The sequence below is a fragment of the Streptomyces sp. NPDC048434 genome (assembly GCF_043200375.1).
Classification (GTDB): Bacteria; Actinomycetota; Actinomycetes; order Streptomycetales; family Streptomycetaceae; genus Streptomyces.
This window is the reverse complement of sequence record NZ_JBICXQ010000028.1, coordinates 124,659-149,802: the sequence shown is the minus strand read 5'-3', so window position 1 is coordinate 149,802 and position 25,144 is coordinate 124,659. Positions and strand designations below refer to the sequence as shown.

Here is a 25,144-nt window from a genome sequence, read left to right as displayed (position 1 = left end):
GGGCCGGCTGTGTGTCCCCGCGGCGGGGCGCCCCCCCCCCCGGGCGGGGGGCGGCGGGGGGGGGGGGGGGGGGCCCCCCCCGGCGCCCCCCCCCCCCCCCCCCCCCACCTCGGGCCGTACTCCGCGCGCGACGCCCCCACAGCACCGGCGCGGTGTACGGGGTCCGTCAGCCGCGGCCGCCCTGCGCGGCGTTGCGGCGCCGGCGGGCGTAGCCGATCGATCCGGCGCCCGCGGCGACCAGCAGGGCCGCGCCCCCGGCGAGATACGGGGTGGCCGAACTGCCGCCGGTCTCCGCCAGGTTCTGGGTGCTGGGCCGCGAGCCCGTCTGGGTCACCTCGGTGCCCTTGCCGCCGGCGGGCTTGGTGGCGCCGGTCTGGCCGCCGCTGGTGCCGTGGTGCTCGGGCGCCTTGACGCCCGGTGCGGTGCAGCCGGCGCGGGCCAGCGTGACCCGGCCGTGCACCTCCGCGACGTTGAGCTTCAACGGATTGAGGGAGACCTTCAGGTCGAGCGCGGTGGCCGCGGCGCTCTTGGACATGACGTTCTTCCTGGACAGGTCGAGCCGCACCTCGCCCACGCCCGGCACCTTGACGTCCGTCGTGCCGCCCGCCGTGAGCGTGACCCGCTTGCCCAGGACGAGGACACTGCCCAGCACATTCGACTCGGCCCGGGGCCGCTTGCCCGCCTCGCACACTGCTTTGGCGGTGACCTGCTGGACCTCGATCAGGGACAGCAGCGCCAGACCGGGCAGATGCACCTTCGCCTTCACGAGGTTGGCGTAGCCCTCGGTCTTGCGGCGGTCGCTGGTGGCCCGTGCGGTGGCGGCATCGGCGCGCAGCACGCTGAACGGCTTGCCGTGGTTGATGCCGTCGAGGTTGACGGTGAGCGCGGTCCTGTCGGCCGAGGCCGGGGCGTGCACCTCGTTCAGGACGGCGTTCAGCGGGACGTCGAGCGTCTTGTGGAGCAGCCCGACGTTCAGGCCGGTGCGCAGCACGACCGCGTCGGCGGTGCCGCGGGCCGGGCCGTGGTCTCCGGTGGCATGCGCGGGGACGGCGCCGAGCAGGAGGGCGGAGCCGGCCGTGAGTGCGGTGGCGACGAAGGTCGCGGCGAGGCGTCGGGGCATGCCGGAAGAGCAGGTGGGACTGGTGGACACGTGTGTGGAACCCTCACAGGAGAAATGGAGCCGCCGGCCGCGCCAATGGGGGACATCACGCGGGCCGACGACCTTCGACCCGCACATCGTGTCCGCACGGAGGGTGAACGGGCAGGCACGTGACGTCAGTTCATCCCAATGGGTGGTTTTCGCGTATTCATTCGATTCCTGCGGCACGGGGTACCACCCACGCAACAGCTGCCCCACCGTCCGGGTGACCCGGGTTGACCGGCCGGGTTGCACCGGGCCACCACTTCGGGTGCCCGGTGCCAACCGGCTGCCGGCTACCGGCTACCCCACGACCTGCCCGCGCAGCACCACCCGCCGCGGCGCGGCCAGCACCCGGACGTCCTCGCGCGGATCGCTCTCGTAGACCACCAGGTCCGCCGGGGCGCCCTCGGTGAGACCGGGGCGGCCGAGCCAGTCCCTGGCGCCCCAGGTGGTGGCGGAGAGGGCCGCCACGGCGGGCAGGCCGGCCCGGGTCAGCTCGACGACCTCCTCGGCGACCAGGCCGTGGGCGAGCGAGCCGCCGGCGTCCGTGCCGGCGAAGACGGGCACGCCCGCGTCGTAGGCCGCTCGTACGGTGTCGTAGCGGCGCGCGTGCAGGCGCCGCATGTGGTCCGCCCAGCGCGGGAACTTCTCCGCACCGCCGTCCGCGAGCCGCGGGAAGGTGGCGATGTTGACGAGCGTGGGAACGATGGCGACGCCACGCTCCGCGAACAGCGGGATGGTGTCCTCGGTGAGTCCGGTGGCGTGCTCGACGCAGTCGATTCCGGCCTCGACGAGCGGGGCGAGGGTGTCCTCGGCGAAGCAGTGGGCCGTCACCCGGGCACCCAGCCGGTGGGCCTCGGCGATGGCCGCCTCGACCGCGCCCCGGGGCCAGCAGGCCTCCAGATCGCCCGTGGAGCGGTCGATCCAGTCGCCGACGAGCTTGACCCAGCCGTCGCCGCGGCGGGCCTCCTGGGCGACATAGGCGACCAGGTCCTCGGGCTCGATCTCGTGCGCATAGTTGCGGATGTAGCGCTTGGTGCGGGCGATGTGGCGGCCGGCGCGGATGATCCGCGGCAGATCCTCGCGGTCGTCGACCCAGCGGGTGTCGGAGGGGGAGCCGGCGTCGCGGATCAGCAGGGTGCCGGCGTCACGGTCGGTGAGCGCCTGTTTCTCGCTGGTGGGGTCGTCCACCGGGCCGTGTGCGTCCAGGCCCACGTGGCAGTGGGCGTCGACCAGGCCGGGCAGCGCCCAGCCCGTCACGGTGGTGGCATCCCGTGCCACAGCCGGCCGGTCGAAGGTGACCCGGCCGCCGACGATCCACAGCTCGTCGCGCACGTCGTCCGGCCCGACGAGGACCCTCCCCTTGAGGTGCAGCACCGCACCTTCACTCATGGACGTCATACAGGCACTTTAGGCGGCGTCACACAGCGTGCGGACGCTGCGGTCACATGCGCTGCACGGTCGCATTCCCCCGCCGTTTCCCGGAAAAGCCGCGGCCCTGCCGCGCTTTTCGCTCCGGTCGCTCTCCGTAGAGCTTCGATACGTTCTGCGCACGGTTCCGGATGCGTTCTCCGCACACTTCCGGACATCATCTCGCGCATGTTCTTGCGGGTCTTGCCATGGGCTTGCCGCGCAGGTTTCGATGGGCCTTACGTCGAACCTTCCGGAGACGAATTCCCAATTTCCCCCGGGTACAGCTTCCCGTATTCTTCTGCCCGCTTTTCCGCACCTCAAACGCCAAGATTTTGCTAGCAGCAAGTTCCATAATTCGGACGGATCTCGTAGGCGTTACGGAGCTGTGACCGACTACACAACGTGCCCGTTTCGCCCCGAACATCCAGGTCAAATCGGGGCATCCCGCGGTGGGATCGCGCGGACGGGCGCCCCCGCGCGATAACACATCTTCGCCGTTTCCGTAACCCCTGCCCACGATGCAATTTCCTTTTTCCCTGGGTAAATTTAATTTCTATGACCGCCGCACAAGCAGACCATGCAGGTGCCCGTAGCGATATCAGAGAATTTCCGGAGGGCTTCAAGCTCGACACCCCACGCGTGGAGGACGGAGCCGCGATCTGGCGTATCGCCCGCGACTCCAAGGCACTGGACCTCAACTCCTCCTACAGCTACCTCCTGTGGTGTCGCGACTTCGCCGCCACCTCCGTCGTCGCCCGCGACACGGAGGGCGAGCCGGCCGCCTTCGTCACCGGATACATCCGCCCCGAGTGCCCGGACACCCTCGTCGTCTGGCAGGTCGCCGTCGACGACGCGCACCGTGGCCAGGGGCTGGCGGCCGCACTCCTGGACGGGCTCTCGGCCCGCGCCGTGGACGAGCTGGGCATGCGCTTCGTCGAGACCACCATCACCCCCGACAACGCCGCATCCAACCGCCTGTTCGCGTCCTTCGCCGAGCGGCACTCCGTGCCCCTCAAGCGCGAGGTGCTCTTCGACGCAGGGGTGTTCCCCGAGCAGGGCCACGAGCCGGAGGTGCTGCACCTCATCGGCCCGTTCGAGCCACCATCCCGCCCGGAGCAGTGACGCCCCGGGGACCGCGCGGCCACCGCGCCGCTGCGGGCGGACGGGACCCGGCACCACACCCGTGACACCGCCGGCACCGTCCAGCCCCCTACAGACTTCCTGATCCTTTTTCGCCACTCATCTCCCAGGAGCATGCTGTGACCATCACCCAGCCCGATCTGAGCGTCTTCGAGACCGTGGAGTCGGAGGTGCGCAGCTACTGCCGTAGCTGGCCCACCGTCTTCGACCGTGCGCAGGGCAGCCGCATGACCGACGAGGACGGCCACACCTACCTCGACTTCTTCGCCGGGGCCGGGTCGCTCAACTACGGCCACAACAACCCGACGCTCAAACGCGCCCTGATCGACTACATCGAGCGGGACGGCGTCACCCACGGCCTGGACATGTCCACCACGGCCAAGCGGGCGTTCCTGGAGTCGTTCCAGAACATCATCCTGCGGCCGCGTGACCTGCCCTACAAGGTCATGTTCCCGGGCCCGACGGGCGCCAACTCCGTCGAGGCCGCGCTCAAACTGGCCCGTAAGGTCAAGGGCCGCGAGTCGATCGTGTCCTTCACCAACGCCTTCCACGGCATGTCGCTGGGCGCGCTCGCCGTCACCGGTAACTCCATGAAGCGGGCCGGCGCCGGTATCCCGCTGGTGCACGGCACCCCGATGCCGTTCGACAACTACCTCGAGGGCACCTACCCGGACTTCCTGTGGTTCGAGCGGCTGTTGGAGGACCAGGGCTCCGGCCTCAACACCCCCGCCGCCGTGATCGTCGAGACGGTCCAGGGCGAGGGCGGCATCAATGTCGCCCGTCCGGAGTGGCTGCGCGCCCTCTCCGAGCTGTGCGAGCGCTGGGACATGCTGCTCATCGTCGACGACATCCAGATGGGTTGCGGCCGTACGGGTGCCTTCTTCTCCTTCGAGGAGGCGGGCATCGTGCCGGACATCGTCACCGTCTCGAAGTCCATCAGCGGCTACGGCCTGCCGCTCGCGCTGACCCTGTTCAAGCCTGAGCTGGACATCTGGGAGCCGGGCGAGCACAACGGCACCTTCCGCGGCAACAACCCCGCGTTCGTCACCGCCGCCGCCGCGCTGGACACCTACTGGGCCGACGGCCAGATGGAGAAGCAGACTCTCGCCCGCGGTGAGATCGTCGAATCGCACCTGAAGGCCATCGTCGAGGAGCACCCCGAAGCCATCGCCGAGTACCGCGGTCGCGGTCTGGTGTGGGGCCTGGAGTGCATCGACAGGCCCCTTGCCAACAAGATCGCCAAGCGCGCCTACGAGCTGGGTCTGCTGATCGAGACCTCCGGCCCGGAAAGCGAGGTCGTCAAGCTGCTGCCCGCACTGACGACCACACCCGAGGAGCTGGACGAGGGCCTTCGCGTCCTCGCCCGCGCGGTCCGCGACTGCGCCTGACCACTCCAGAGCTCCTTACCGTTCCACAGAAAGGCACCGAGTCACCGTGATCGTCCGATCCTTCAAGGACATCGAAGGCACCGACCGCCACGTCAAGGCCAAGTCCGGTACCTGGGAGAGCAAGCGCATCGTGCTCGCCAAGGAGCGCGTCGGCTTCTCGCTGCACGAGACCACCCTGTACGCCGGAACAGAGACGTCGATGTGGTACGCGAACCACATCGAAGCCGTACTGTGCGTAGAGGGCGAGGCCGAGCTCACCAACGACGAGACCGGCGAGAAGCACACCATCACGCCGGGCACGATGTACCTGCTCGATGGGCACGAGAAGCACACCATGCGGATCAAGAAGGACTTCCGCTGCGTCTGCGTCTTCAACCCGCCGGTCACCGGCCGCGAGGACCACGACGAGAACGGGGTCTACCCGCTGCTCACCGAGCCCGAGACCGAGACGGTCTGAGGCGAGGCGTCAGCACCCGCCTGCCCCGTCCGGCAGATGAGGAAGGCACGCCCACACGCAAGGAAGCCAGAGCCCGTACGAGAGGAGAGGAAGGCAACACCATGACCACCGCACCCGAGCGCACCGCCGACCTGTACCCGACCCGTGGGACCGCAGAGGTCATCACCCCGCGGAAGGACCCGGTGGTGTGGTCGCAGCCCGGAACGGCCGGCCCGTTCGCGCCGTCCGAGCTGAGCGACTTCGAACGCGACGGCTTTTTCGCCATCGGGGAACTGCTCACGGCGGAAGAAGTCGCGGTGTACCGCGCTGAACTGGACCGTCTCGTCCTCGACCCGACGATGCGCGCCGACCCGCGCTCCATCGTCGAGCCGAAAACACAGGACGTACGGACCGTGTTCGAGGTGCACAAGATCAGCGAGGTGTTCGCCAAGCTGGTGTCCGACCCGCGTGTGGTCGGCCGTGCCCGACAGATCCTCGGCTCGGACGTCTACGTCCACCAGTCCCGGATCAATGTGAAGCCCGGCTTCGGTGCCACCGGTTTCTACTGGCACTCGGACTTCGAGACGTGGCACGCCGAGGACGGACTGTCGAACATGCGCACCGTGTCGGTCTCCATCGCACTGACGGAGAACTACGACACCAACGGCGGCTTGATGATCATGCCCAGCTCGCACCGGCACTTCGTGGGCTGTGAAGGCGCGACGCCGAAGGACAACTACAAGCGGTCCCTGCAGATGCAGGACGCGGGCATCCCGTCGGACGAGGTGCTGACGAAGATGGCGGACAAGCACGGCGTCCGGCTCTTCACCGGCAAGGCCGGTTCGGCGACCTGGTTCGACTGCAACGCCATGCACGGTTCGGGTGACAACATCACGCCGTACCCGCGCAGCAATGTCTTCATCGTCTTCAACAGCGTGGACAACGAAGCGGTGGAGCCCTTCGCGGCGCCGGTCCGGCGCCCGGAGTACATCGGAGCCCGGGACTTCACGCCGGTGAGGTAGACACGGCGAGGTACGGGTGGCGCGGCTGCCGCACAGCAGGGTCTGTGCGGCGGCCGCGCTTGTGTGTGACCGGCGGCCGCCGGGTGCGGGCGGGGTGCGCCGCCCCCCGCCCGTCCGGCCGGCGGTTCCTCAGGCGTCCAGCGCCGGGTAGTCGAGGTAGCCGGTGTCGTCGCCGCCGTAGAAGCTCGCCCGGTCCGGGGTGTTGAACGGGCCGCCGCGCGCGAGCCGCCGGGGCAGGTCGGGGTTGGCGAGGAACTGCCGCCCGAAGGCCAGCAGATCGGCCGTTCCGTCCTCGATCAGCGGCAGGTCCTCGGGGCCGGTGGGGCGCCCGTCATCGGCCGGGTTGAGGACGAAGGTGCCGGTGAAGTGCTTGCGCATCCGGGCGATCAGCTCGTGGTCGGGAACGTCGCACAGATGCAGATAGGCCAGCCCCAGGGGCTCGACGGCCTGCAGCAGCGCGGTGTAGAGCGGCTCGGGGGCGGGCTCCTCCATGCCGTTGAAGGGGTTGCCCGGGGAGAGCCGCAGACCGGTGCGGTGTGCGCCGACCGCCTCGGCCACCGCCCGGGTGACCTCGACCGCGAAGCGGATCCGGCCCTCGGTCGAGCCGCCCCAGCCGTCGGTGCGCAGATTGCTGTGGGGGGCCAGGAACTGGTGCACGAGATAGCCGTTGGCGCCATGGATCTCCACCCCGTCGAAGCCCGCCTCGACGGCGTTGCGGGCGGCGGCCGCGAACTCCGCGACGGTCGTGCGGATTTCGGCGTCGGTGAGCTCGTGCGGGGTGACGCAGTCCTTCATGCCGTCCTCGGTGAAGACCTGGCAGTCGGCGGCCACGGCGGACGGGCCGACCGGTATCAACCCGTCCGGCAGCAGCACCGGGTGGCCGATCCGGCCGCCGTGCCACAGCTGCGCGAAGATCCGCCCACCGGCACCGTGCACCGCCTCGGTCACCCGGCGCCAGCCGGCGATCTGCTCGGGCGTGTGCAGTCCGGGGGTGAAGGGATAGCCCTGGCCCACGACGCAGGTCTGGCTGGCCTCGGTGACGATCAGCCCGGCCGAGGCGCGCTGGGTGTAGTACGTGACCATCGAGTCGGTCGGCACCCCGCCGCCCTCCGTGGCCCGGTTGCGGGTCATCGGAGCCATGACGATGCGGTTGGCGAGCGGGGTGCCGGCGAGGTCGACGGGATCGAACGCGGTGGTCACTGAGGGCCTCTCAACTGCTGCTCGGAACAAGATCATTGCCCATTACATCAGCTGCTCAACGCCCCGCGCCCGCCCCGTATTCCCCGGCCGTCCTACCCCAGCAGGGCCAGCAACCGGTCCGCGTCGTCCGTCGAGTTGTAGAGGTGGAAGGCCGCGCGGAGCAGCCCGCCGCGCACCGAGATCCGTACCCCCGCGTCCGTCAGCCGGCGCTCCGCGTCCACGAGCCCGGGGGTGGAGACGATCGCCGAGCCGGGCGCGGGGCGGGGCGTCAGACCGCGCTCGGCCAGCCCCGCGCGGTAGTGGTCGGCGAGCGCGGTGTTGTGGGCGTGGACGGCGGCCACGCCCAGCTCCTCGATGAGGCCGAGGGACTGTTCGGCGGCGACGTAGGAGAAGTGGGCGTACGGTTCGTCGAAGCGCCGGGCGGTCGCGGCCGGCCGGATCAGCCCGTAGTTGGACTCGCCGATGTCCTCGCCGGCGACCCAGCCCGCATGGAGGGCGGCGGGCCACTCCTCGCCCCGCCCGTACTCCCCGCCGAACGCCATGAAGGTCGTCCCGCGCGGGCACAGCAGCCACTTGAAGGCGCCGGCGACGACGAAGTCGAAGTCCGCGGCGCGCAGCGGCAGCCAGCCGGCGGCCTGGGTGATGTCGAGGTAGGTGCGCGCCCCGTGGGCCCGCGCGGCCTCCCGCACCGCCGCCATGTCGGCGATCCGGCCGTCCAGCGACTGCACGGCGCTGAAGGCGACCAGCGCGGTGCCGGGGCGCACCGCGTCGGCGAGCGCCTCCAGCGGCACGGTGCGCAGCTTGATTCCCGGATGGGCGGCGAGCGGATTGACCAGGGAGCTGAAGTCGCCCTCGGGGGCCAGCACTTCGGCGCCCGCCGGGAGCGAGGCGGCGACGAACGCGGACTGCACCGCGACCGAGCTGCCGAGGGCGACCCGCTCGGCGGGGACGTCCAGCAGCCGGGCGAAGGCGGCACGGGAGGCCGTGGCGGCGCCGAAGTAGTCGCGGCCCATCGTGCCGTAGGAGGCGGATTCATCGAGCGCCGCGCGCAGGGCGGCGGCGCTGCGCCGGGGGAGGAGTCCGCTGGAGGCGGAGTTCAGATAGGTCGTCTCGGGCGCGAATTCGGCCCCGCCGAGTGGCTCACGTCGCTGCATGCCCCCACTGTGCTCGGCGATCCGCGCCGCGTCCATGGCCACTCCGCTCGGCCGGCCCGCAGGCGTTCCCGGTCCGCGCAGGTCGCACGGGGTGCGGGCGGGCCGGCCCGCGGTCACTTCCCGGGCACGGCGCAGCCGTCGTCGCCGCACACCCCGGCCTCGCCGGCCGCCGGGCCCTGCACCGGGCCGTCGGCGTGCGCGCGCTCCAGGGCCTGCCGGAAGACCTCGGCCGGCTGTCCGCCGGAGATGCCGTAGCGGCGGTCGATGACGAAGAACGGCACGCCGGTGGCGCCCAGCTCCGCTGCCTCGCGCTCCTCGGCGCGCACCTCCGGTGCATACGCCCCGGGGTCGGCGAGCACCCGGTCGGCCTCGTCGGCGGGCAGCCCCGCGCCGACGGCGATCTCGCGGAGCACGGCGGGGTCGCCGAGCGTCCTGGCCTCGGCGAAGTTGGCGCGGTAGAAGGCGTCGAGCAGGGCGTCCTGGACGCCGTGCGCGCGGGCGGCGTGCAGCAGCCGGTGCAGGTCGAAGGTGTTGCCGTGGATGCGGTCGGAGCGGTAGTCCAGCCCCTCCCCCGCGGCCGCTTCGGCCACCCGGGCCTCCATCGCCTCGGCCTGCTCGCGGCTCACGCCGTACTTCGTGGCGAGCATGTCGAGCACCGGGACGTCGGTGGCGGCCGGTGCCTTCGGGTCCAGCTCGAAGGAGCGGTGCACCACCTCGACACCGTCGCGGTGCGCGAAAGCGGCGAGCCCGGCCTCGAAGCGGGCCTTGCCGATGTAGCACCAGGGGCAGGCGATGTCGGACCAGATTTCGACGCGCATGAACTGACTTTCCTCGTCGTGGATGTGTCCCGGGGCAACCTCGCGGGGCGACGGGCTATTCCGCGGGTAGCGTCCGGGCATGACCTCGCCACAGGGATACCTCGGCTTCTGGGAGACGACCGGGTCCGCCAAGACCTTCACCCATCCGCTCGATCCGGCGCTGCTGGACGTCTACGTTCCGCAGAGCGCGCGGGTGCTGGACTACGGCTGCGGCTACGGGCGGCTGACCGCCGAGCTGGCCGGGTCCGGGTACCGCGCGGTGTGCGGGGTGGATGTCTCGGCGGCGCTGATCGCACGGGGGCGGCGGGAGCATCCGGAGCTGGAGCTCAGGCGGTGCCCGGGGTTCCCGCTGCCGTTCGAGGACGGCGCCTTCGACGCGGCGCTGCTGTTCGCGGTGCTCACCTGCGTGCCCGGGGACGCGGACCAGACGGCGATCGCCGGGGAGCTGGGGCGGCTGGTACGGCCCGGTGGGGTGCTGTACCTGAGCGATGTGCCGCTGCAGGACGATGCGCTCAACCGGGAGCGGTATGCGCGCTTCGCGGAGCGCTACGGGACGTACGGGGTCTTCGAGACGCCCGACGGCGGGGTGTTCCGGCACCATCCGCCGGAGCGGCTGCGCGGGCTGCTGCGGGAGGCGGGCTTCTCGGTGCGGAAGGAGCGGGCGGGGGCGGTGGGCACGCTGGACGGGCGGACGGCGGAGCGGCTGCAGGTCATCGCCGTCAGGGAGCCGGCAGCGGCGGCACCGGAGCCGTCGCCAGGTCCAGCGTCAGGGTGAGGTGGGTGGCGTCCGGGGCGGGGCGGCGGTCCGGGTCGGGGCGCCAGCCGAGGCCTGCGTAGAAGGCGCGAGCACGGTGGTTGTGCCAGCGCACGTCGAGGACGGCCCGGGAGCAGCCGGCCGTGCGCCAGGCCCGCAGACAGGCGGTGTGCAGGGCGCGGCCGATGCCGGTGCCCCAGTGGCCGGGGTCGACATGGAGCTGGTGGAGCATGACGGCCGGCCGGTGCTGGTCGTCGTGGTGGCGGTAGGAGGCCGCGCCGACGACCGTGCCGTGCCGTGCGGCGCACAGCGCGGCGGTGTCGTCCCGGTCCAGGACGCGCGACCAGGCGTCGTGCCGGCGGGCGTGCTCGGCCGGGGCGTCGAAGGGCGTGTCCGGGAACCGGGCGCGGTGGGCGGCGGCCCGTGCACCGGTGTCCAGGGCGGCGATCGCCGCCAGGTCCGCGGCGGTCGCGGCACGGACCTGGAGCGCGGCGTCGCCGGTGGCGGGGCGCACGGTCGCTACGCGCCCTCGGGACGGTCGTCGACCCGGCGCGGCAGTCCGAGCGGGTTGTCCTCGCGCAGCTCGGGCGGCAGCAGCGCGGGCGGGGTGTCCTGGTAGGCGACCGGGCGCAGCCAGCGCTCGACGGCGGTGCCGCCGACGGAGGTGGAGGTGGATGTCGTGGCCGGGTAGGGCCCGCCGTGGTGCTGGGCGGGGGCGACCGCGACACCGGTCGGCCAGCCGTTGACGACCACCCGGCCGGCGAGCGGGGTGACCTCGGCCAGCAGCCGGGCGCCGCGGCCCTCGTCGTCGGTGCCGGCGCCCTCCGCGTCGCTGAGCTGCAGGGTGGCGGAGAGGTTGCCGGGCAGCCGGGCGAGAACGGCGCCGATCTCGGCCTCGTCGGTGTAGCGGGCGACGACGGTGACCGGGCCGAAGCACTCCTCCAGGAGGAGGTCGTGCGGGCCGTCGGTGGCGAGGCGGGCGGCGGGGACGGCGAGGAAGCCGGCGCTGACGGTGTGCCGGCCGCCGGCGCCGGGGGTCACCGGCGCCTCGACGTCGGGCAGTGCGGCGCGGGTGCGGACCCCGTCGAGGAACGCCTCCCGCATCCGGTGGTCGAGCAGCACCCCGGCCTCGGTGTCGCTGACCGCGGCGGTCAGCGACTTCAGCAGCCGGTCGCCCACCTCTCCCCCGGGCGCCAGGACCAGGCCCGGCTTGACGCAGAACTGTCCGACGCCGAGCGTCATCGCACCGGCGAGCCCGGCGCCGATCTGCTCGGCGCGCTCCCCGGCCGCGGCCTCGGTGATCACGACGGGGTTGAGGCTGCCCAGCTCGCCGTGGAAGGGGATGGGGTGCGGGCGGGCCGCGGCCGCGTCGTACAGCGCGCGGCCGCCGCGCACCGAGCCGGTGAACCCGGCCGCGGTGATCAGCGGGTGGCGCACCAGGTCGATACCGGCCTGGAAGCCGTGCACCAGGTTCAGCACGCCCTCAGGCAGGCCGACCTCGGCGGCGGCGCGGCGCAGCAGCGCGACGCACAGCTCGGAGGTGGCCGGGTGGTCCGGGTGCGCCTTGACGACGACGGGGCAGCCGGCCGCGAGGGCGCTGGCGGTGTCGCCGCCCGGTACCGAGAAGGCGAGCGGGAAGTTGCTGGCGGAGTAGACCGCGACGGCGCCCAGCGGGATCTTGTAGCGGCGCAGGTCGGGCCGGGGCGGGGTGAGGCCGGGGTCGGCGTGGTCGATCCGTACGTCGAGGAACGCGCCCTCGTGTACGAGGTCCGCGAAGGCCCGCAACTGATAGGTGGTGCGGCCGAGTTCGCCGGTGAGCCGGCCGGGGCCGAGCGCGGTCTCGGCGTCGGCGGCCTCGATGACCGCATCGCCCGCCTCGTCGAGCAGATCTGCGGCGCGGCGCAGCAGGGCGGCGCGTACGGCACGGTCGGCGAGTGCACCGCGGGCGGCGTGGGCCGCCCGGACCACGGTGTCCACCTCGTCGGCTGTGGCTTCCACCGCAACCTGTTCCCGCTGCTTCCCGGTTCGGGGGTCGACACTCCAGACTGGTGCTGCTGCCACCGTGCATTCCTCCCGGGCGATGCCTGCCGAGTCTTTCCGAGTCCTGCCGCACTGCGGATCACGTTCGATATGCTGAACGCTGTCCCAGGTGGTGAACAACTGGGACTCTATGGCTGTCCGAACAGAGGGGTCAAGGGCGATGTCAGCTGCCGAGACCGGTGGATCTCAGGTCAAGTCCGCGGTGCGAACGGTGGAGTTGCTCGAGTATTTCGCCGGACGCCCCGGTATGCACAGTTTGGCCTCCGTCCAGGACGCTGTCGGCTACCCGAAATCCAGCCTCTACATGCTGCTGCGCACCCTGGTCGACCTGGGCTGGGTCGAGACCGACGCCACCGGCACCCGCTACGGTATCGGCGTCCGCGCGCTGCTGGTCGGCACGTCGTACATCGACGGCGACGAGGTGGTGGCCGCGGCCCGGCCGACGCTGGACCGGCTCTCCGACGACACCACCGAGACCATCCACCTCGCCCGCCTCGACGGCACCAACGTCGTCTACCTCGCCACCCGTCAGTCGCAGCACTATCTGCGCCCCTTCACCCGCGTCGGCCGGCGGCTGCCCGCGCACTCGACGTCGCTGGGCAAGGCGCTGCTCGCCACGTACACCGACGACCAGGTGCGCGCGATGCTGCCGCCGACCCTCGCGCAGCTGACCGAGCACACCCTCACCGACCGCGAGCAGCTGATCGAGGAGCTGCATGCGGTGCGCGAGCAGGGCTATGCGGTCGACCGCGAGGAGAACACCCTGGGCCTGCGCTGCTTCGGCGTCGCGATCCCCTACCGCACCCCGGCCCGGGACGCGATCAGCTGCTCGGTGCCGGTGGCCCGGCTGACGCCGGCCCATGAGCAGATGATCAAGGACACCCTGTTCGACGCCCGCGACCGGCTGACGCTGGCCACCCGGCGACTGTGAGACACCTCCGCCGTGGCTAACCGCCGCCGGCCGCCACCCGGCTCGGCCCGGGCGCCCCGGCCTGCCGGGGCGGCCGGATGACGCCGACCTCGCCGACCGCCACGGCAACCGGTCCGAAGCCGACCGCACCGCCGACGCGCCTCACTTACTCTGTGCGGATGACCATCGGGACGAGGGTGGCCGGGGCCCGCTTCTTCGCCGAACGCGAGGCCGCCCCGTGCGGCTGACCGGCGGGCGCTGGGTCCATCTGGTGCTGGGCGGCGCGCTGTTGATGCCGTTCTACCTGCTGGCCACGGCCTTTCTGCCGCTCCTCGCGGACGGCGCCGATCCGCTGCACCAAGTGGCGTGGCAGTTCGTCGCATTCGGCTGTGCGCTGCCGCCGGCCGCCCTGGCCGCGCTGCTCTTCCCGCTGCTGCGGCCGCTGGAGGTGGCCGCCGTACGGTCGCTGTGCGGGGTGCCGGCGGAGCGGCTGGCCGAGGGGCCGGCCCTCTCATGGGCGGCCCGGCGGCGTACGGCGCTGTGGTTCGTGGCGCATCTGCTGGCCGGGGGGATCGTCAGCGGCATGACGCTGTCCGCGCCGCCGGCCGCTGTCCTGCTGCTGTTGCTGCCGTTCTCCGACCCCCTGCGGCACACCTCGCCGGGGTGGCCGGACGCCTTCCACGGCGTGCTGGGACCGCTCGCGGGGCTGGCGCTGCTGGCCCTGGTGACCGGCACCGCCTGGGGGGCCGGAGCGCTGCTGGGCCGCTGCGCCCCGGTGCTGCTGGGGCCGACGCCCGCCGACCGGCTGGCCGCAGCCGAACGCCGGGCCGCCGATCTGGCGTCCCGCAACCGGCTGGCCCGCGAGCTGCACGATGCCGTCGGCCATGCGCTGAGCGCGGTCACCCTCCAGGCGGGCGCGGCCCGCCGGGTCCTGGACGCCGACCCGGAGTTCGCCCGCCGGGCCCTGGCCGCCATCGAGGAGACCACTCGTGAGGCCGTCGCCGAACTGGACACCGTACTGGGCCTGTTGCGCGAGGAGGACGGCACCGATCCGGCCGCGCCCGCACCGGCCCTGGACGGCCTGGAGGCGCTGCTCGGCCGGACCCGGGCGGCGGGCGTGACGGTCGAGGCGGCCGTCGAGGGGCGGTATCGGGAGCTGGCGCCGGTGGTCTCGCGGGAGGCCTACCGGATCGTGCAGGAAGGCCTCAGCAATGCGCTGCGGCATGCCGGGCCGGTACCGGTCCGGCTGCAGCTCCGGGTCGACGAGGGGGAGTTGACGATCGTGGTGGAGAATCCGGTGGCCGGGCCCGCGGCAGGCGTCGCCGCCCCGGCGGCCCGGCCGGGTGGGGGCCGCGGGCTGCGGGGGATCGCCGAACGGGCCCGGCTGCTGGGCGGCGAGGCGACGGCTGCGGCCCATGACGGCGTATGGCGGCTGACGGCCCGGCTGCCACCGGCGGGGGCGAGGACGCGAGGCGCGGGGCGGCGGACGGCACCGGACCGAAGGACGGAGACAGGGTGAGCGGGGCATGACCACACGGCAGGACGACGACCACCCGGCCCACGACGGGGACGTCCCCCGCCCCCTGCGCGTCGTCCTCGCCGACGACGAGCGGATGGTGCGGACGGCGCTGCGCGCGATCCTCAGCGCCGAGGCGGACATGGAGGTCGTCGGCGAGGCGTCGAGCGGGGCCGAGGCGGTGCCGCTGATCCGTGACCTGCGCCCGGACATCGTGCTGATGGATGTCCGGATGCCGGAGATCGACGGCATCCGCGCGACCGAGCAGGTGCTCGCCACGATGCCCGAGCCACCCCGCATCATCGTGGTGACCACCTTCGAGAACGACGCCCACGTCTATGACGCACTGCGGGCCGGCGCCAGCGGGTTCCTGCTCAAGCGGTCCGGCGCGGAGGACCTGGTCCAGGCCGTACGGCTGGTGGCGCGCAGCGACTCGCTGCTGTTCCCTGCGGCGGTGCGCCGGCTGGCCGCCCGGCACGCCGGGGAGCGGGCCGCGGCCGACGCGGTGCGGGCGCTGCGGGCCCGGCTGTCCGAGCGGGAGCGGGCGGTGCTGCGGCTGATGACGGCCGGGCTGACGAACGCCGAGATCGCGGACCGGCTGGGGGTGGGCCCGGCCACGGTCAAGACGCATGTGGCGGGGGTGCTGGCCAAGCTCGGGGTGCGGGACCGGACCCAGGCGGTGATCGCCGCGTACGAGTGCGGGTTCGTCCGGCCCGGGTGAGGGCGGGCCGGACGCGGTGGGGGCGCGGCGGGCCGGACCGGTCGGGCCCGGCCGCCGTGACGGCGCGCGTGGCCGGGCCGCGGTCCGGTGGGCTCAGCGGGCTGTCACGACGGCCGCCCGCGCCCGTGCAGGACGTCCCGTACGGCCGTCAGATCGCGGTCGCTCGCCAGGCCCGCGTGGTAGAGCCGCAGCGCGTTCGCCCCCAGTGAGGCGGCATGCGCGGTATCGGCGGCGAGGGTGCCGGGGCTGCCGCCCATGCCGGAAACCACGGTGAGATTGGCGGCGACCGTCGCTCCGGCCGGGTGGTCGGTGAACGGGCCGAGGACGTCCGCGCGGGCGGCGGCGTCGCCGGTGCACGGCAGCACCACGCCGTCGGCGTGCGCCAGCACGTCCGCCGGATCCACCCCGGCGTTGGCGCCGCAGCGGTGCGCGGCCGGGTCGGCGTGCAGCAGCACCCGGAACCCGTCCGCCGCGGCGTGCCGTACCGCACGGACGGCCGCGCGCTGCAGCGTACGGGCGGCCCGGTCCCGCCAGCTGCGCAGCACCCCCGCGAGCTCCGCGCCGAGCAGCTCCTCGACCGCGGCCCACTCCCCCGCGCGGTCCGCCGGGCCGGACGGGCCGGCCACCCACTGCGGCTCCAGGGCCCGCACCACGGCGGCGCGCAACTCCTGCGCACGGACGCCCAGTCCGGTGTACCCCGCCGCGCACACCGTGCAGAAGCACACCGACATCAGATACTGCGCGGCGCCGGACAGCGGCACCCCGGCGGTCTTGTCGTGGGCGTGCAGATGGGCCAGTCCGTACCAGCCGCAGGACTCCAGCTCGGTACCCCGGGCGCCGGGCCGTACGGCCGCCTCGGCGGCCAGGTCGACGAGGTACTCGCGCACCTCGGGCCGGGCGATGCACGGCGCCCACGGGTACGGGTCGCCGTAGGCGTTGCGGACCACGGCGGCCGGATGCTCCGCGCCCAGGCGGGAGTTGTGCGCCAGGACGACCCAGGTGTGCACCTCCAGACCGGCGTCCGCCAGCGCCCGCGCGGCCACGCCGAAAGGGTCCGGGCCGGCCGTCCAGTCCTGGGTGGCGGGGCGCAGCGCGCGGCCGGCCCAGCGGGCGGGGTCCGGAGGGTAGAGGACGGCGGCGTGCCGGGCGGTGACGATGCGGTGGCGTGGGTGGCGGGGGGTGAGGGCGCGGGTGGAGTGATAGGCGGAGGCCAGGGTGACCTGCTGGATGCCGAGGCCGGCGAGGCGGCCTGCGGCGTCCGGGTCACCGACCACGTCCCAGGGGTAGAGGAACGCGGCGGTGCGCATCAGGCGCCGGCCCCTGCCGCGTCCGCGACCAGGGCCAGGCCGTGCTCGATCAGCCCGGACAGCTCCGCGACGTGCGCGGGGTCCGGTTCGCTGAGCGGCGTCCGGACCTCGCCGACGTCCAGGCCGCGCAGCCGTACGCCCGCCTTGACCAGCGAGACGGCATAGCCGCGGCCCCGGTTGCGCAGTTCGACCAGCGGCCGGTAGAAGCCGTCCGTCAGGCGCTGGACGGTGTAGTCGTCACCGCTGTTCAGTGCCTGGTGGAAGGCGACGGCGATCTCGGGGGCGAAGGCGAAGACGGCGGAGGAGTAGAGGCGGACGCCCAGGCCCAGGTAGGCGGGGCCGGTGAGTTCGGCGGTGGGCAGGCCGTTGAAGTAGAGGAAGTCCTCGTCGGGGGCCTCGGTGCGGACGGTGCTGATGATGCGCTGCATCAGATCGAGGTCACCGACTCCGTCCTTGAGGCCGATGATGCCTTCGGTCCGGGCCAGGGCGGCGACGGTGGCCGGTGTGAAGACGGCGTTGTCGCGCTGGTAGACGATGACGGGGAGCGGGGTGGCGGCGGCGAGTGCGGTGTAGTGCCGCAGCAGTCCCTCCTGGCCCGCGACGACGAGGTAGGGCGGCATGGCGAGCAGGCCGTCGGCGCCCGCCTCGTGGGCGAGGCGGGCGAACTGGGCGGCGAGCGCGGTGCCGTAGCCCGCACCGGCGACCACCGGGACCCGGCCCGCGGCCTCCTCGACCGCGGCCGCGATGCAGTCGGTGAACTCCCCGGGGGTGAGCGCATGGAATTCGCCGGTGCCGCAGCAGGCGAAGACGGCGGCCGCGCCCGCGTCGATGCCGGCGCGTACATGGGTGCGGAAGGCCGCCAGGTCCAGGGCGCCGTCCGGCGCATACGCGGTCACGGGGAAGAACAGCAGTCCGTCGAGGCGGTCGGCGAGTTGGGGGTACCTCCCAGCGGTGGCTGGGGGAGGGTCTGGGGTCACGGGCTCTCCCTGGCATCCATGCTTGTGCATGTCTCTGATCAGCGTCCATGTTTATGAACGTGACCACGCTAGAGTAGCCGTCCCGGACCGGTCAAGGGTCCACAACTGCCGCGCCGCAAGCGGTTTTACCGGCCCCGTCAAGCATCTTGACCGGCCATGATGCAGCTTCCTACCGTGTCCATACATCTGAATGCTGTCCGCGCATACAGCCTTGCAGTTCAGCCGGAGGAGTACCCGCCCATGACCGCACCCCGCACCGTCCTGCTCACCGGCGCCGCCGGCGGGCTCGGCACCCTGATGCGTGACCTGCTGCCGCCCTACGGATACCGGCTGCGCCTCTTCGACCAGCGGCCCCTCGACACCGCAGCCGGCGAACCGGACGCGATCACCGCCGAATTGGCCGACACCCGGGCGCTGCGCGAGGCGGTGCGCGGGGCCGACGCGGTCATCCATCTCGCCGGCATCTCCCTGGAGGCCGGGTTCGAGCAGATCCTGCGCGCCAACATCGAGGGCACCTACCGCCTGTACGAGGCGGCGCGCGAGGCAGGCGTCCGCCGTATCGTCTTCGCCTCCTCCAACCACGCCGTCGGGTTCACCCCGCGCCCCGCGGACGGCTCCGGCGCCATCCCCGTCGGCACACCCCGCCGCCCCGACACCTACTACGGGCTGTCCAAGGGATTCGGCGAGGATCTGGCCTCGCTCTACTGGGATCTGCACGGCATCGAGACCGTCTCGGTCCGCATCGGCTCCTGCTACCCCGAGCCGACCTCGGTGCGGATGCTGTCCATCTGGCTGAGCCCGGCCGACTGCGCGCGGCTGCTGCACGCCGCGCTCACCGCGCCGGACGTGGGCCACACCGTCGTCTACGGCTCCTCCGCCAACACCCGCCTGTGGTGGGACCTGTCGACCGCCCGCGCCCTGGGTTACGTACCGCAGGACGACTCCGAGCCGTACGCGGCGCAGCTGATCGCCGCGCAGGGCGCACTGGACCCCGAGAACCCCGAACACGCCTACCTCGGCGGCGCCTTCTGCACCGACCCGCCCCGGTGGCCGCACTGACGGGAGTGCCTTGGTGACCGGGCCGCCCGGCGGTGCGCACGGTGGCCTCTGCCACGCCGCGGAACCCCCGTCGCCCGGCCGGCGTCCTGGTCTGTGTACCCCATCACCGCGCAGGAACGAGGAACGCATCATGGGCATCGTCAGCTGGCTCGTACTCGGGCTGATCGCGGGCATCATCGCGAAGGTCCTGCTGCCGGGACGGGACCCGGGCGGCATCGTCGGCACGACCCTGATCGGCATCGTGGGGTCCTTCCTCGGCGGCTGGCTCTCCACCAAATTCCTGCACCGCCCGATCCCCAAGGACTTCGGCGAACCGTCCATGTGGATCGCCTCGATCGCCGGGGCCCTGGTCCTGCTGGTCGCCTACCGGCTGCTCTTCGGCAACTCCCGTGAACGCCGGTGACCGGGCCGGGCGGCCATCCGGCCGCGGGTAATGGAACCGCAAAGGCGAGCCGATCGTTGAGCCCTGCATGACCGCTATGACTCCTGGCTCGAACCTCCCGCTCAACGCCGTGCGGGTGGCGGTGGACGTCACCGCCCCCGTGCGGCTGGACGTGTCGGGCCTGCTGCTCGCCGCCAATGGCAAGGTGCGCTCCGACGACGACTTCGTGTTCTACAACCAGCCCAGCGGACCGGGCGTGACGCACTCCGCGGCGGCCGGCGGCGGCGACACCATCACGGTGGACACCGCCGCGGTCCCCGAGGGCATCGAGAAGATCGTGGTCACCGCGAGTCCGGACGCGCCCGGGGCGACCTTCGCCGGCACGGAGCCGACCGGCACCGTCCGTAACGCCGACGACGGCAGCGTCATCGCCTCCTTCACCCCGCCGCAGCTGGGCTCCGAGACCGCGCTGGTGGTCGTCGAGATCTACCGCCGGGGCGGCGCCTGGAAGGTCCGCGCGGTCGGCCAGGGCTACGCCGACGGCCTGGCGGGGATCGCCACCGACTTCGGCGTCAGCGTGGAGGAGCCCGCCGCACCCGCCGCCGCCCCGCAGGCACCCCCCGCTCCCCCGGCGCCGCCCGCTCCCCCGGCCCCCGCCGGCCAGTGGGGACCGCCCGCGGGCGCCCCGGCCCCGGTCACCCCGCCGCCGGCGCCCGCGCCCCCGGCCGCCGCCCCGGCACCCGGCTCCGGCAAGGTCAACCTCGACAAGGGCCGCGTCAGCCTCCAGAAGAACCAGACCGTCTCGCTGGTCAAGGGCGGCACCCCGCTGCTCACCTCGGTCACGATGGGCCTCGGCTGGGAGCCCGCCTTCCGCAGCAAGAGCATCGACCTGGACGCCTCGGTCATCGCCTACGGCCCGGACCGCAAGAAGGTCGACAACTGCTTCTTCGGCAAGCTGATGATCCTGGGCGGCGCGATCCAGCACTCCGGCGACAACCTCACCGGGGAGGGCGCCGGCGACGACGAGGCGATCACCGTCCACCTCGGCGGAGTGCCCCCGGAGGTGACCGGCCTGGTCTTCGTCGTGAACTCCTTCTCCGGCCAGAAGTTCTCCGATGTCGCCAAGGCGTACTGCCGCCTGGTGGACGCCCAGAGCGGCGAGGAGCTGGTCCGCTTCGACCTCACCCACGCCGAGCCGCGCACGGGCGTGATGATGGCCAAGCTCATCCGCCAGTTCTCCGGCGAGTGGGAGATGACCGCGCTGGGCGAGTTCGTCGACGCCCGTACGGTGCGCGGCATGGTCAAACCGGCCGCACAGGCCCTGTGAGCCACTGACGCCCGTGTCCCTGACGGCCCCTCGGCACCCGTCAGGGACGGCGGGGCCGGGCCGCGCGCGGCGGTATGGACCGGCTTCCCGGCGCCGCGCCAGGCCCGCCGTGTCCCGCGGCGCCGCCGCCGGCGGAGGGCCTTCCCTGGTGCGGGAACGGTCCAGGATCGAAAATTGTGTCGTCCGTACCGTCGAGCTCAGCATCCCCGCTTCCCCGTCCGCCCGCCCCCGGCCCTTCCCCCTTTCCGCCGCGCCCTTTGGCCCCGCCCCGTCACGGCCCCGCCCGTCACGGCGCGTCCCCCACGGCACGCACGAGGAGCGTTCGATGACGCAACAACAGCAGCCGGCCGGACCCGCGGACCCCCCGGACGGCCCAGGGCTCCCGGACCTTCCCGACCGGGTCGCGAGGATCTACGGCGAGCTCGACCTCAGCACCGTCCCGGCCTTCGCCGGCGGCTTCATCAATTTCGGCTACTGGCCGGGCCTGCCCGGCCCCGCGGACCGGCCGCTGACCGAGGCCGACCGGGTGCGCAGCGAGCAGGACCTCTACCGCCTGGTGCTCGACACCTTCGACCGGCCGCAGGGCCGCACCGCCCTGGACGTCGGGTGCGGGCGCGGGCTGGGGTGCGCACTGGCGCTGCAGGAATTCGGCCTGGGGACGGTCATCGGCATGGACGCACACCCCGACCAGATCGCCCGTGCCCGGACGGCGAACGCGGCGCTGCTCGCCCCCTCGGCGGACACGGCCGGCCGGCTGGAGTTCCTCCAGGGCGCGGCCCAGCGCATCCCGCTCCCCGACGGCCGTGTCGACTGCCTGTTCTCCGTCGAGGCGGCGCAGCACTTCCGCGATCTGCCGGGTTTCGCCCGGGAGGCGGCGCGGGTCCTGCGCCCGGGCGGCCGGCTGGCGCTGACGACCTTCTTCGCCCGCACCCGGGCGGCCGCCCGGGTGCTGCCCGCCATGCTGCCCCCGTACGCCGACGGTCTGGACGTCCCGCACGTGGTCGACGAGGTCGCCGAGACGCTGAGTGCGGCGGGTCTGCGCGAGGTCCGGGTCCGGTCGGTCGGCGACGGGGTCTGGGAGTACTACGACCGCTATATGGCCCAGCAGCCGGACCTCCGCGACGAGTGGCCGCGCCGCTATCTGACGGCGTACGAGACCGGACTGCTGGACTACTACGTGCTCACGGCCGGGGCGGACTGAGACACCGCCCCGCCGCCCGCGGTACGGCTACCGCCGGCGGTGCTGCCGCTTCCACGGGCCGGTGATGGCCAGCATGATGCCGGGCTCCTGGATGTTGGCGAACAGCGTGCGCCCGTCCGGGGAGAACACCGGCCCGGTGAACTCGCTGAACTTCGGCTCGTCCGTGGTGCCGATGTTGAGGTCGTTGCGGGCGATCGGGTAGGTCCGGCCGTCGTCGGTGGCCCCGAAGAGGTGCTGTACGCCCTCGCCGTCCTCGGCGATGATCAGCCCGCCGTAGGGCGAGACGGTGATGTTGTCGGGGCCGTCCAGCGGACCGTCCTTCGACGGGTCCTGGTTGACGCCCAGCAGCACCTTCAGCGTCAGGGTCCGCCGCCGCGGGTCGTAGAACCAGACCTGCCCGTCGTGCTGGACCGGGCTCTCGTCACGGGCGAAGGAGGACACCACGTACGCGCCGCCGTCGGCCCACCACAGGCCCTCCAGCTTGCGGGCGCGGGTGACCTCGCCGTCCTTGAACTGCTTGCGCACCGAGACCTTGCGGGCGTCGCGGTCGGGGACCTCGACCCAGTCGACGCCGTAGACGGTACCGGCCTTGGTGGCACGCGAGAGGTCGTCGACGAACCGGCCACCGGAGTCGAAGCACTTGAAGGCCTCCAGCACCCCGGCGTCATCGGCCAGCGTGCGCAGCTGCCCGCGGCCGTGCCGGAAGCCGTGCGGCGGGGTCCAGCGGTAGAACAGGCCGTTGGGGGTGTCGGCGTCCTCGGTCAGAAAGAGGTGGCCGCGCTTGGGGTCGACGACCACCGCTTCATGGGCGTAGCGCCCCAGCGCCTTGACGGGCTTGGGGTCGCGGCCGGCCCGCCGGTCGTGCGGGTCGACCTCGAAGGCATAACCGTGGTCCTTGGTCATGCCGTGCCGGCCGGCCTTGTCCTCGTTCTCCTCGCAGGTCAGCCAGGTGCCCCAAGGGGTGGTCCCGCCCGCGCAGTTGGTGGACGTACCGGCGATGCCGACCCACTCGCCGACCGGCGTACCGTCCTTGGCGACCTCGACGACGGTGCAGCCGCCGGACGCCGCCGGGTCGTAGACCAGGCCCTCGGCCAGCGGCACCGGGTGCGGCCAGTCGGCGCGCGGGCCCTTGAGCTCGTGGTTGTTGACGAGGAGGGTGGTGCCGCGGTGGCCCTCGAAGGTGCCGGTGCCGTCGTGGTTGGAGGGGGTGGACTCACCGCTGTCGAGCCGGGTGACACCGGTCCGGGTGATGATCTTGTACGAGAACCCGGCGGGCAGTGCGAGGATGCCGTCCGGGTCCGGGACCAGCGGGCCGTAGCCGATGCCCCGGCCGTCCGCCGCGCCGTCCGGGCCGGCCGCCGGCGCCTCCTCGGCGATGGCTCCGGGCGCGGTGGCCAGCACCCCGACGCTGCCGGCCAGCGTGACCCCCGCGCCGGCGAGGGCGGAACGCTTGGCGAAGTCTCTGCGGGTGAGCGGCATAGTCATCTCCTGGATGGCCGGTTTCTTCCCCTGTGCCTGCCTCGCCCACGCTCCCCTGCGCCTTCGAACTCCAGTTGAACGCGGCGCGACATCCAGGAAGCAGTTGGGGCCGGTCCGGCGGTCAGGACCGGCCCGGTCCTGATCCGCCGGACCGGCCCCGGGCGTGCGTGATACCGCCCCGGCCCTGCCCGGTGTCCGCTAGCCCGACTGCCGCGAGCGCGCCTTGAACGCGGCCTTGCGGGCCTCCTTGGCGGCCTTCTTGTCCGGGTGCAGCCGGCCCATGGCCTCCAGGACATCGGCGGTGGCCGGGTGGTCCACCCGCCAGGCCGTGTCGAAGAACCCGCTGTGCTGATCGGTCAGGCCCTGCACCAGGTCGCGCAGCTCGCCGGTGGCGTCCTCGTCGGCGCTGTCCAGCTGCGCCGCGATGGTGTCCACCGTCAGCCAGAAGATCATCTCCTGGGACGGCTCGGGGATGCCGGGCAGCGCGCGCTCGGCGAGCCAGACCCGGGCCAGTCCGCCGAGCTGCCGGTCGTCGAGCACCTCGCGCAGCGCGGCCTCGGCGTCCGGCGAGACCAGCGAGAGGGTCTGCTGGGCGGCCAGCCGGCGCCGCGGCGCGCGGTCGTCGTCGCCGCGGGCGGCCGCGAGCAGGTCCCGGGAGGCGTCCAGGGGCGTACGGGCGGCGAGCCACAGCTCGGACTCGGCCTGGGCGAGCGCCTCGGGGTAGTCGGGCAGCGCGTCCAGGAGGACATCGGCGCCCTTGTCGGCGAGGTCGCCGACCGCCGGGGCGTGCACGCCCGCGTCCAGCATCCGGGCGCGTACCGCGTAGACGCCGAGCGGGGTGAGGCGGACCAGGCCGTAGCGGGAGACGTCCTCGTCCGTCAGCGGCCCGGCGGTGGGGGCTCCCCCCGGCCCGGAGCCGGTGGGCAGGACCGTCTCGCCGTCCTCGTCCAGCTCCTCGATGAGCGCCTCGTCGACGGGCTGGTAGGCGACCAGGCCGATCGGCTCCAGCACCCGGAACTGGTCGTCCAGGCGCATCATCGCCTCGGAGACCTCTTCGAGGACGTCGTCGGTGGGCTCCTCCATATCGTCCGGGACGATCATGGAGGCGGCCAGCGCGGGCAGTGGAACCTCCTGGTCAGGGCTCTCGTTCAGAGCCGTGAGCAGATAGAGGTTGCCGAGGATGCCGTCCAGCAGCTCGGCCTCCTCCTCCGGGTTCCAGTCGATCGCGTCCAGGTCGAGTTCGCCGCCCTCGGTGAGCTGGTCGGCGAGGTCGGCGAGGTCGGGGGCGGCCGCGTCGGCGAGCACGGTCTCCATGCCGCCGAGCCAGATGTCCAGGATGTCCTGCGGGCTGCCGGAGGTGAGCAGACCGAGCTCCTCACCGGGGGTGGCGGTGCCGGCGGCGGCATCGTCGGGGAGGTCGGCACCGTCCTCGCCGTCGACGGTCTCCTCGATCTCCACGAGTCCGGTGTCCACCGCGAGCTGCCAGGCCTCGGCGGTGTAGGCCGGGCCGTCCTCGTCGCCGGCCAAGCCGAGGTGCTCGGTGGCGGCGGACAGCGGCTCGTCGAGGATCTGGCCGCCGACACCGACCGGGACGCCCCGCTCGGCCCAGCGGGCGAGCTGCGCGGCCCGCGCCAGCAGGGGGGCGCTCAGCGCGTCGCGGGCCAGCTCCGCTTCGGAGCGCAGCCGCACCGGCGGCAGGGTGGGGCGGTCTGCGGACATCGGCTGCTCAGCTCCTCGGACGGACTACGGGCTCGTGCGC

The 25,144-nt window shown here is 73.0% G+C and carries 23 protein-coding genes; 12 read left to right on the top strand and 11 right to left on the bottom strand.

Annotation, left to right across the window (positions count from 1 at the left end):
• Positions 1-166: 166 nt before the first annotated feature.
• Both ACGFWI_RS29705 and ACGFWI_RS29700 read right to left on the bottom strand, forming a co-directional pair.
• Positions 167-1,120 carry an SCO1860 family LAETG-anchored protein gene (locus ACGFWI_RS29705; protein WP_393909123.1) on the bottom strand — a complete coding sequence of 318 codons (954 nt, stop codon included), beginning with the start codon at positions 1,118-1,120 and terminating at the stop codon, positions 167-169.
• A gap of 321 nt (positions 1,121-1,441) precedes the next feature.
• Positions 1,442-2,533 carry an amidohydrolase family protein gene (locus ACGFWI_RS29700; RefSeq protein ID WP_393909129.1) on the bottom strand — a complete coding sequence of 364 codons (1,092 nt, stop codon included), beginning with the start codon at positions 2,531-2,533 and terminating at the stop codon, positions 1,442-1,444.
• A 576-nt stretch (positions 2,534-3,109) separates the two neighbouring features.
• On the opposite strand from ACGFWI_RS29700, the gene ectA reads away from it, so the two are divergent.
• The 4 genes from ectA to thpD all read left to right on the top strand — a co-directional run bounded on the left by ectA (position 3,110) and on the right by thpD (position 6,540).
• Positions 3,110-3,676 (top strand): diaminobutyrate acetyltransferase, encoded by a 567-nt coding sequence (ectA, locus tag ACGFWI_RS29695; RefSeq protein WP_393909122.1) that lies wholly within the window; start codon positions 3,110-3,112, stop codon positions 3,674-3,676.
• Positions 3,677-3,813: 137 nt separating this feature from the next.
• Positions 3,814-5,082 (top strand): diaminobutyrate--2-oxoglutarate transaminase, encoded by a 1,269-nt coding sequence (gene ectB / locus ACGFWI_RS29690; RefSeq protein WP_393909121.1) that lies wholly within the window; start codon positions 3,814-3,816, stop codon positions 5,080-5,082.
• A 46-nt stretch (positions 5,083-5,128) separates the two neighbouring features.
• Positions 5,129-5,539 carry an ectoine synthase gene (locus ACGFWI_RS29685; protein ID WP_393909120.1) on the top strand — a complete coding sequence of 137 codons (411 nt, stop codon included), beginning with the start codon at positions 5,129-5,131 and terminating at the stop codon, positions 5,537-5,539.
• 101 nt (positions 5,540-5,640) lie between these two features.
• Positions 5,641-6,540, top strand: coding sequence for an ectoine hydroxylase (gene thpD, locus ACGFWI_RS29680; RefSeq protein ID WP_393909119.1), 900 nt, complete (start codon positions 5,641-5,643; stop codon positions 6,538-6,540).
• 129 nt (positions 6,541-6,669) lie between these two features.
• Here the strand turns inward: thpD and ACGFWI_RS29675 are convergent, their stop codons facing one another.
• The 3 genes from ACGFWI_RS29675 to ACGFWI_RS29665 form a co-directional block, all read right to left on the bottom strand.
• Positions 6,670-7,740 (bottom strand): alkene reductase, encoded by a 1,071-nt coding sequence (locus ACGFWI_RS29675; RefSeq protein ID WP_393909118.1) that lies wholly within the window; start codon positions 7,738-7,740, stop codon positions 6,670-6,672.
• 92 nt (positions 7,741-7,832) lie between these two features.
• Positions 7,833-8,894: an aminotransferase class V-fold PLP-dependent enzyme gene (locus ACGFWI_RS29670; RefSeq protein ID WP_393909117.1), complete on the bottom strand. Its 1,062-nt coding sequence runs from the start codon at positions 8,892-8,894 to the stop codon at positions 7,833-7,835.
• 113 nt (positions 8,895-9,007) lie between these two features.
• Entirely contained in the window at positions 9,008-9,712 is a 705-nt protein-coding gene (locus tag ACGFWI_RS29665) for a DsbA family oxidoreductase (protein ID WP_393909116.1), read from the bottom strand.
• Positions 9,713-9,791: 79 nt separating this feature from the next.
• Between ACGFWI_RS29665 and ACGFWI_RS29660 the strand changes: the two genes are divergently transcribed.
• Positions 9,792-10,487 (top strand): class I SAM-dependent methyltransferase, encoded by a 696-nt coding sequence (locus ACGFWI_RS29660; protein WP_393909115.1) that lies wholly within the window; start codon positions 9,792-9,794, stop codon positions 10,485-10,487.
• Here ACGFWI_RS29660 and ACGFWI_RS29655 read toward each other — a convergent pair.
• Positions 10,432-10,980, bottom strand: coding sequence for a GNAT family N-acetyltransferase (locus ACGFWI_RS29655; RefSeq protein ID WP_393909114.1), 549 nt, complete (start codon positions 10,978-10,980; stop codon positions 10,432-10,434). The two genes, ACGFWI_RS29660 and ACGFWI_RS29655, sit on opposite strands and share 56 nt — an antisense overlap.
• Positions 10,981-10,985: 5 nt before the next feature.
• Positions 10,986-12,527 (bottom strand): aldehyde dehydrogenase (NADP(+)), encoded by a 1,542-nt coding sequence (locus ACGFWI_RS29650; protein ID WP_393909113.1) that lies wholly within the window; start codon positions 12,525-12,527, stop codon positions 10,986-10,988.
• A gap of 139 nt (positions 12,528-12,666) precedes the next feature.
• On the opposite strand from ACGFWI_RS29650, the gene ACGFWI_RS29645 reads away from it, so the two are divergent.
• The 3 genes from ACGFWI_RS29645 (at position 12,667) to ACGFWI_RS29635 (ending at position 15,653) form a co-directional block, all read left to right on the top strand.
• On the top strand, positions 12,667-13,437 hold the full coding sequence (locus ACGFWI_RS29645) for an IclR family transcriptional regulator (RefSeq protein WP_393909112.1): 771 nt from the start codon (positions 12,667-12,669) through the stop codon (positions 13,435-13,437).
• 271 nt (positions 13,438-13,708) lie between these two features.
• Positions 13,709-14,935 carry a sensor histidine kinase gene (locus ACGFWI_RS29640; RefSeq protein ID WP_393909128.1) on the top strand — a complete coding sequence of 409 codons (1,227 nt, stop codon included), beginning with the start codon at positions 13,709-13,711 and terminating at the stop codon, positions 14,933-14,935.
• 7 nt (positions 14,936-14,942) lie between these two features.
• Positions 14,943-15,653 (top strand): response regulator, encoded by a 711-nt coding sequence (locus ACGFWI_RS29635; protein ID WP_393909111.1) that lies wholly within the window; start codon positions 14,943-14,945, stop codon positions 15,651-15,653.
• A 104-nt stretch (positions 15,654-15,757) separates the two neighbouring features.
• On the opposite strand, the gene ACGFWI_RS29630 is transcribed toward ACGFWI_RS29635, so the two are convergent.
• Together ACGFWI_RS29630 and ACGFWI_RS29625 are read right to left on the bottom strand one after the other, a co-directional pair.
• Complete coding sequence (locus tag ACGFWI_RS29630; RefSeq protein ID WP_393909110.1) at positions 15,758-16,960, bottom strand: hypothetical protein; 1,203 nt, start codon at positions 16,958-16,960, stop codon at positions 15,758-15,760.
• Positions 16,960-17,937, bottom strand: coding sequence for a 5-dehydro-4-deoxyglucarate dehydratase (locus ACGFWI_RS29625; RefSeq protein ID WP_393909109.1), 978 nt, complete (start codon positions 17,935-17,937; stop codon positions 16,960-16,962). The genes ACGFWI_RS29630 and ACGFWI_RS29625 overlap by 1 nt, the downstream gene beginning before the upstream one ends.
• 240 nt (positions 17,938-18,177) lie before the next feature.
• Here ACGFWI_RS29625 and ACGFWI_RS29620 point away from each other — a divergent pair, with 240 nt between their 5' ends.
• The 4 genes from ACGFWI_RS29620 to ACGFWI_RS29605 all read left to right on the top strand — a co-directional run bounded on the left by ACGFWI_RS29620 (position 18,178) and on the right by ACGFWI_RS29605 (position 21,906).
• Entirely contained in the window at positions 18,178-18,996 is an 819-nt protein-coding gene (locus tag ACGFWI_RS29620; RefSeq protein ID WP_393909108.1) for an NAD-dependent epimerase/dehydratase family protein, read from the top strand.
• 130 nt (positions 18,997-19,126) lie between these two features.
• Complete coding sequence (locus tag ACGFWI_RS29615) at positions 19,127-19,399, top strand: GlsB/YeaQ/YmgE family stress response membrane protein (RefSeq protein WP_393909107.1); 273 nt, start codon at positions 19,127-19,129, stop codon at positions 19,397-19,399.
• Between the two features lie 76 nt (positions 19,400-19,475).
• Positions 19,476-20,705, top strand: a complete 1,230-nt coding sequence (locus ACGFWI_RS29610) for a TerD family protein (protein ID WP_393909127.1) — start codon at positions 19,476-19,478, stop codon at positions 20,703-20,705.
• Between the two features lie 325 nt (positions 20,706-21,030).
• The gene (locus ACGFWI_RS29605; protein WP_393909106.1) at positions 21,031-21,906 is read left to right on the top strand and encodes a class I SAM-dependent methyltransferase; all 876 of its coding nucleotides are present in this window, start codon (positions 21,031-21,033) and stop codon (positions 21,904-21,906) included.
• Between the two features lie 27 nt (positions 21,907-21,933).
• Here ACGFWI_RS29605 and ACGFWI_RS29600 read toward each other — a convergent pair whose 3' ends face one another.
• Both ACGFWI_RS29600 and ACGFWI_RS29595 read right to left on the bottom strand, forming a co-directional pair.
• Positions 21,934-23,385: an alkaline phosphatase PhoX gene (locus tag ACGFWI_RS29600; RefSeq protein ID WP_393909105.1), complete on the bottom strand. Its 1,452-nt coding sequence runs from the start codon at positions 23,383-23,385 to the stop codon at positions 21,934-21,936.
• A gap of 198 nt (positions 23,386-23,583) precedes the next feature.
• Entirely contained in the window at positions 23,584-25,104 is a 1,521-nt protein-coding gene (locus tag ACGFWI_RS29595; RefSeq protein WP_393909104.1) for a hypothetical protein, read from the bottom strand.
• Positions 25,105-25,144 lie beyond the last annotated feature (40 nt).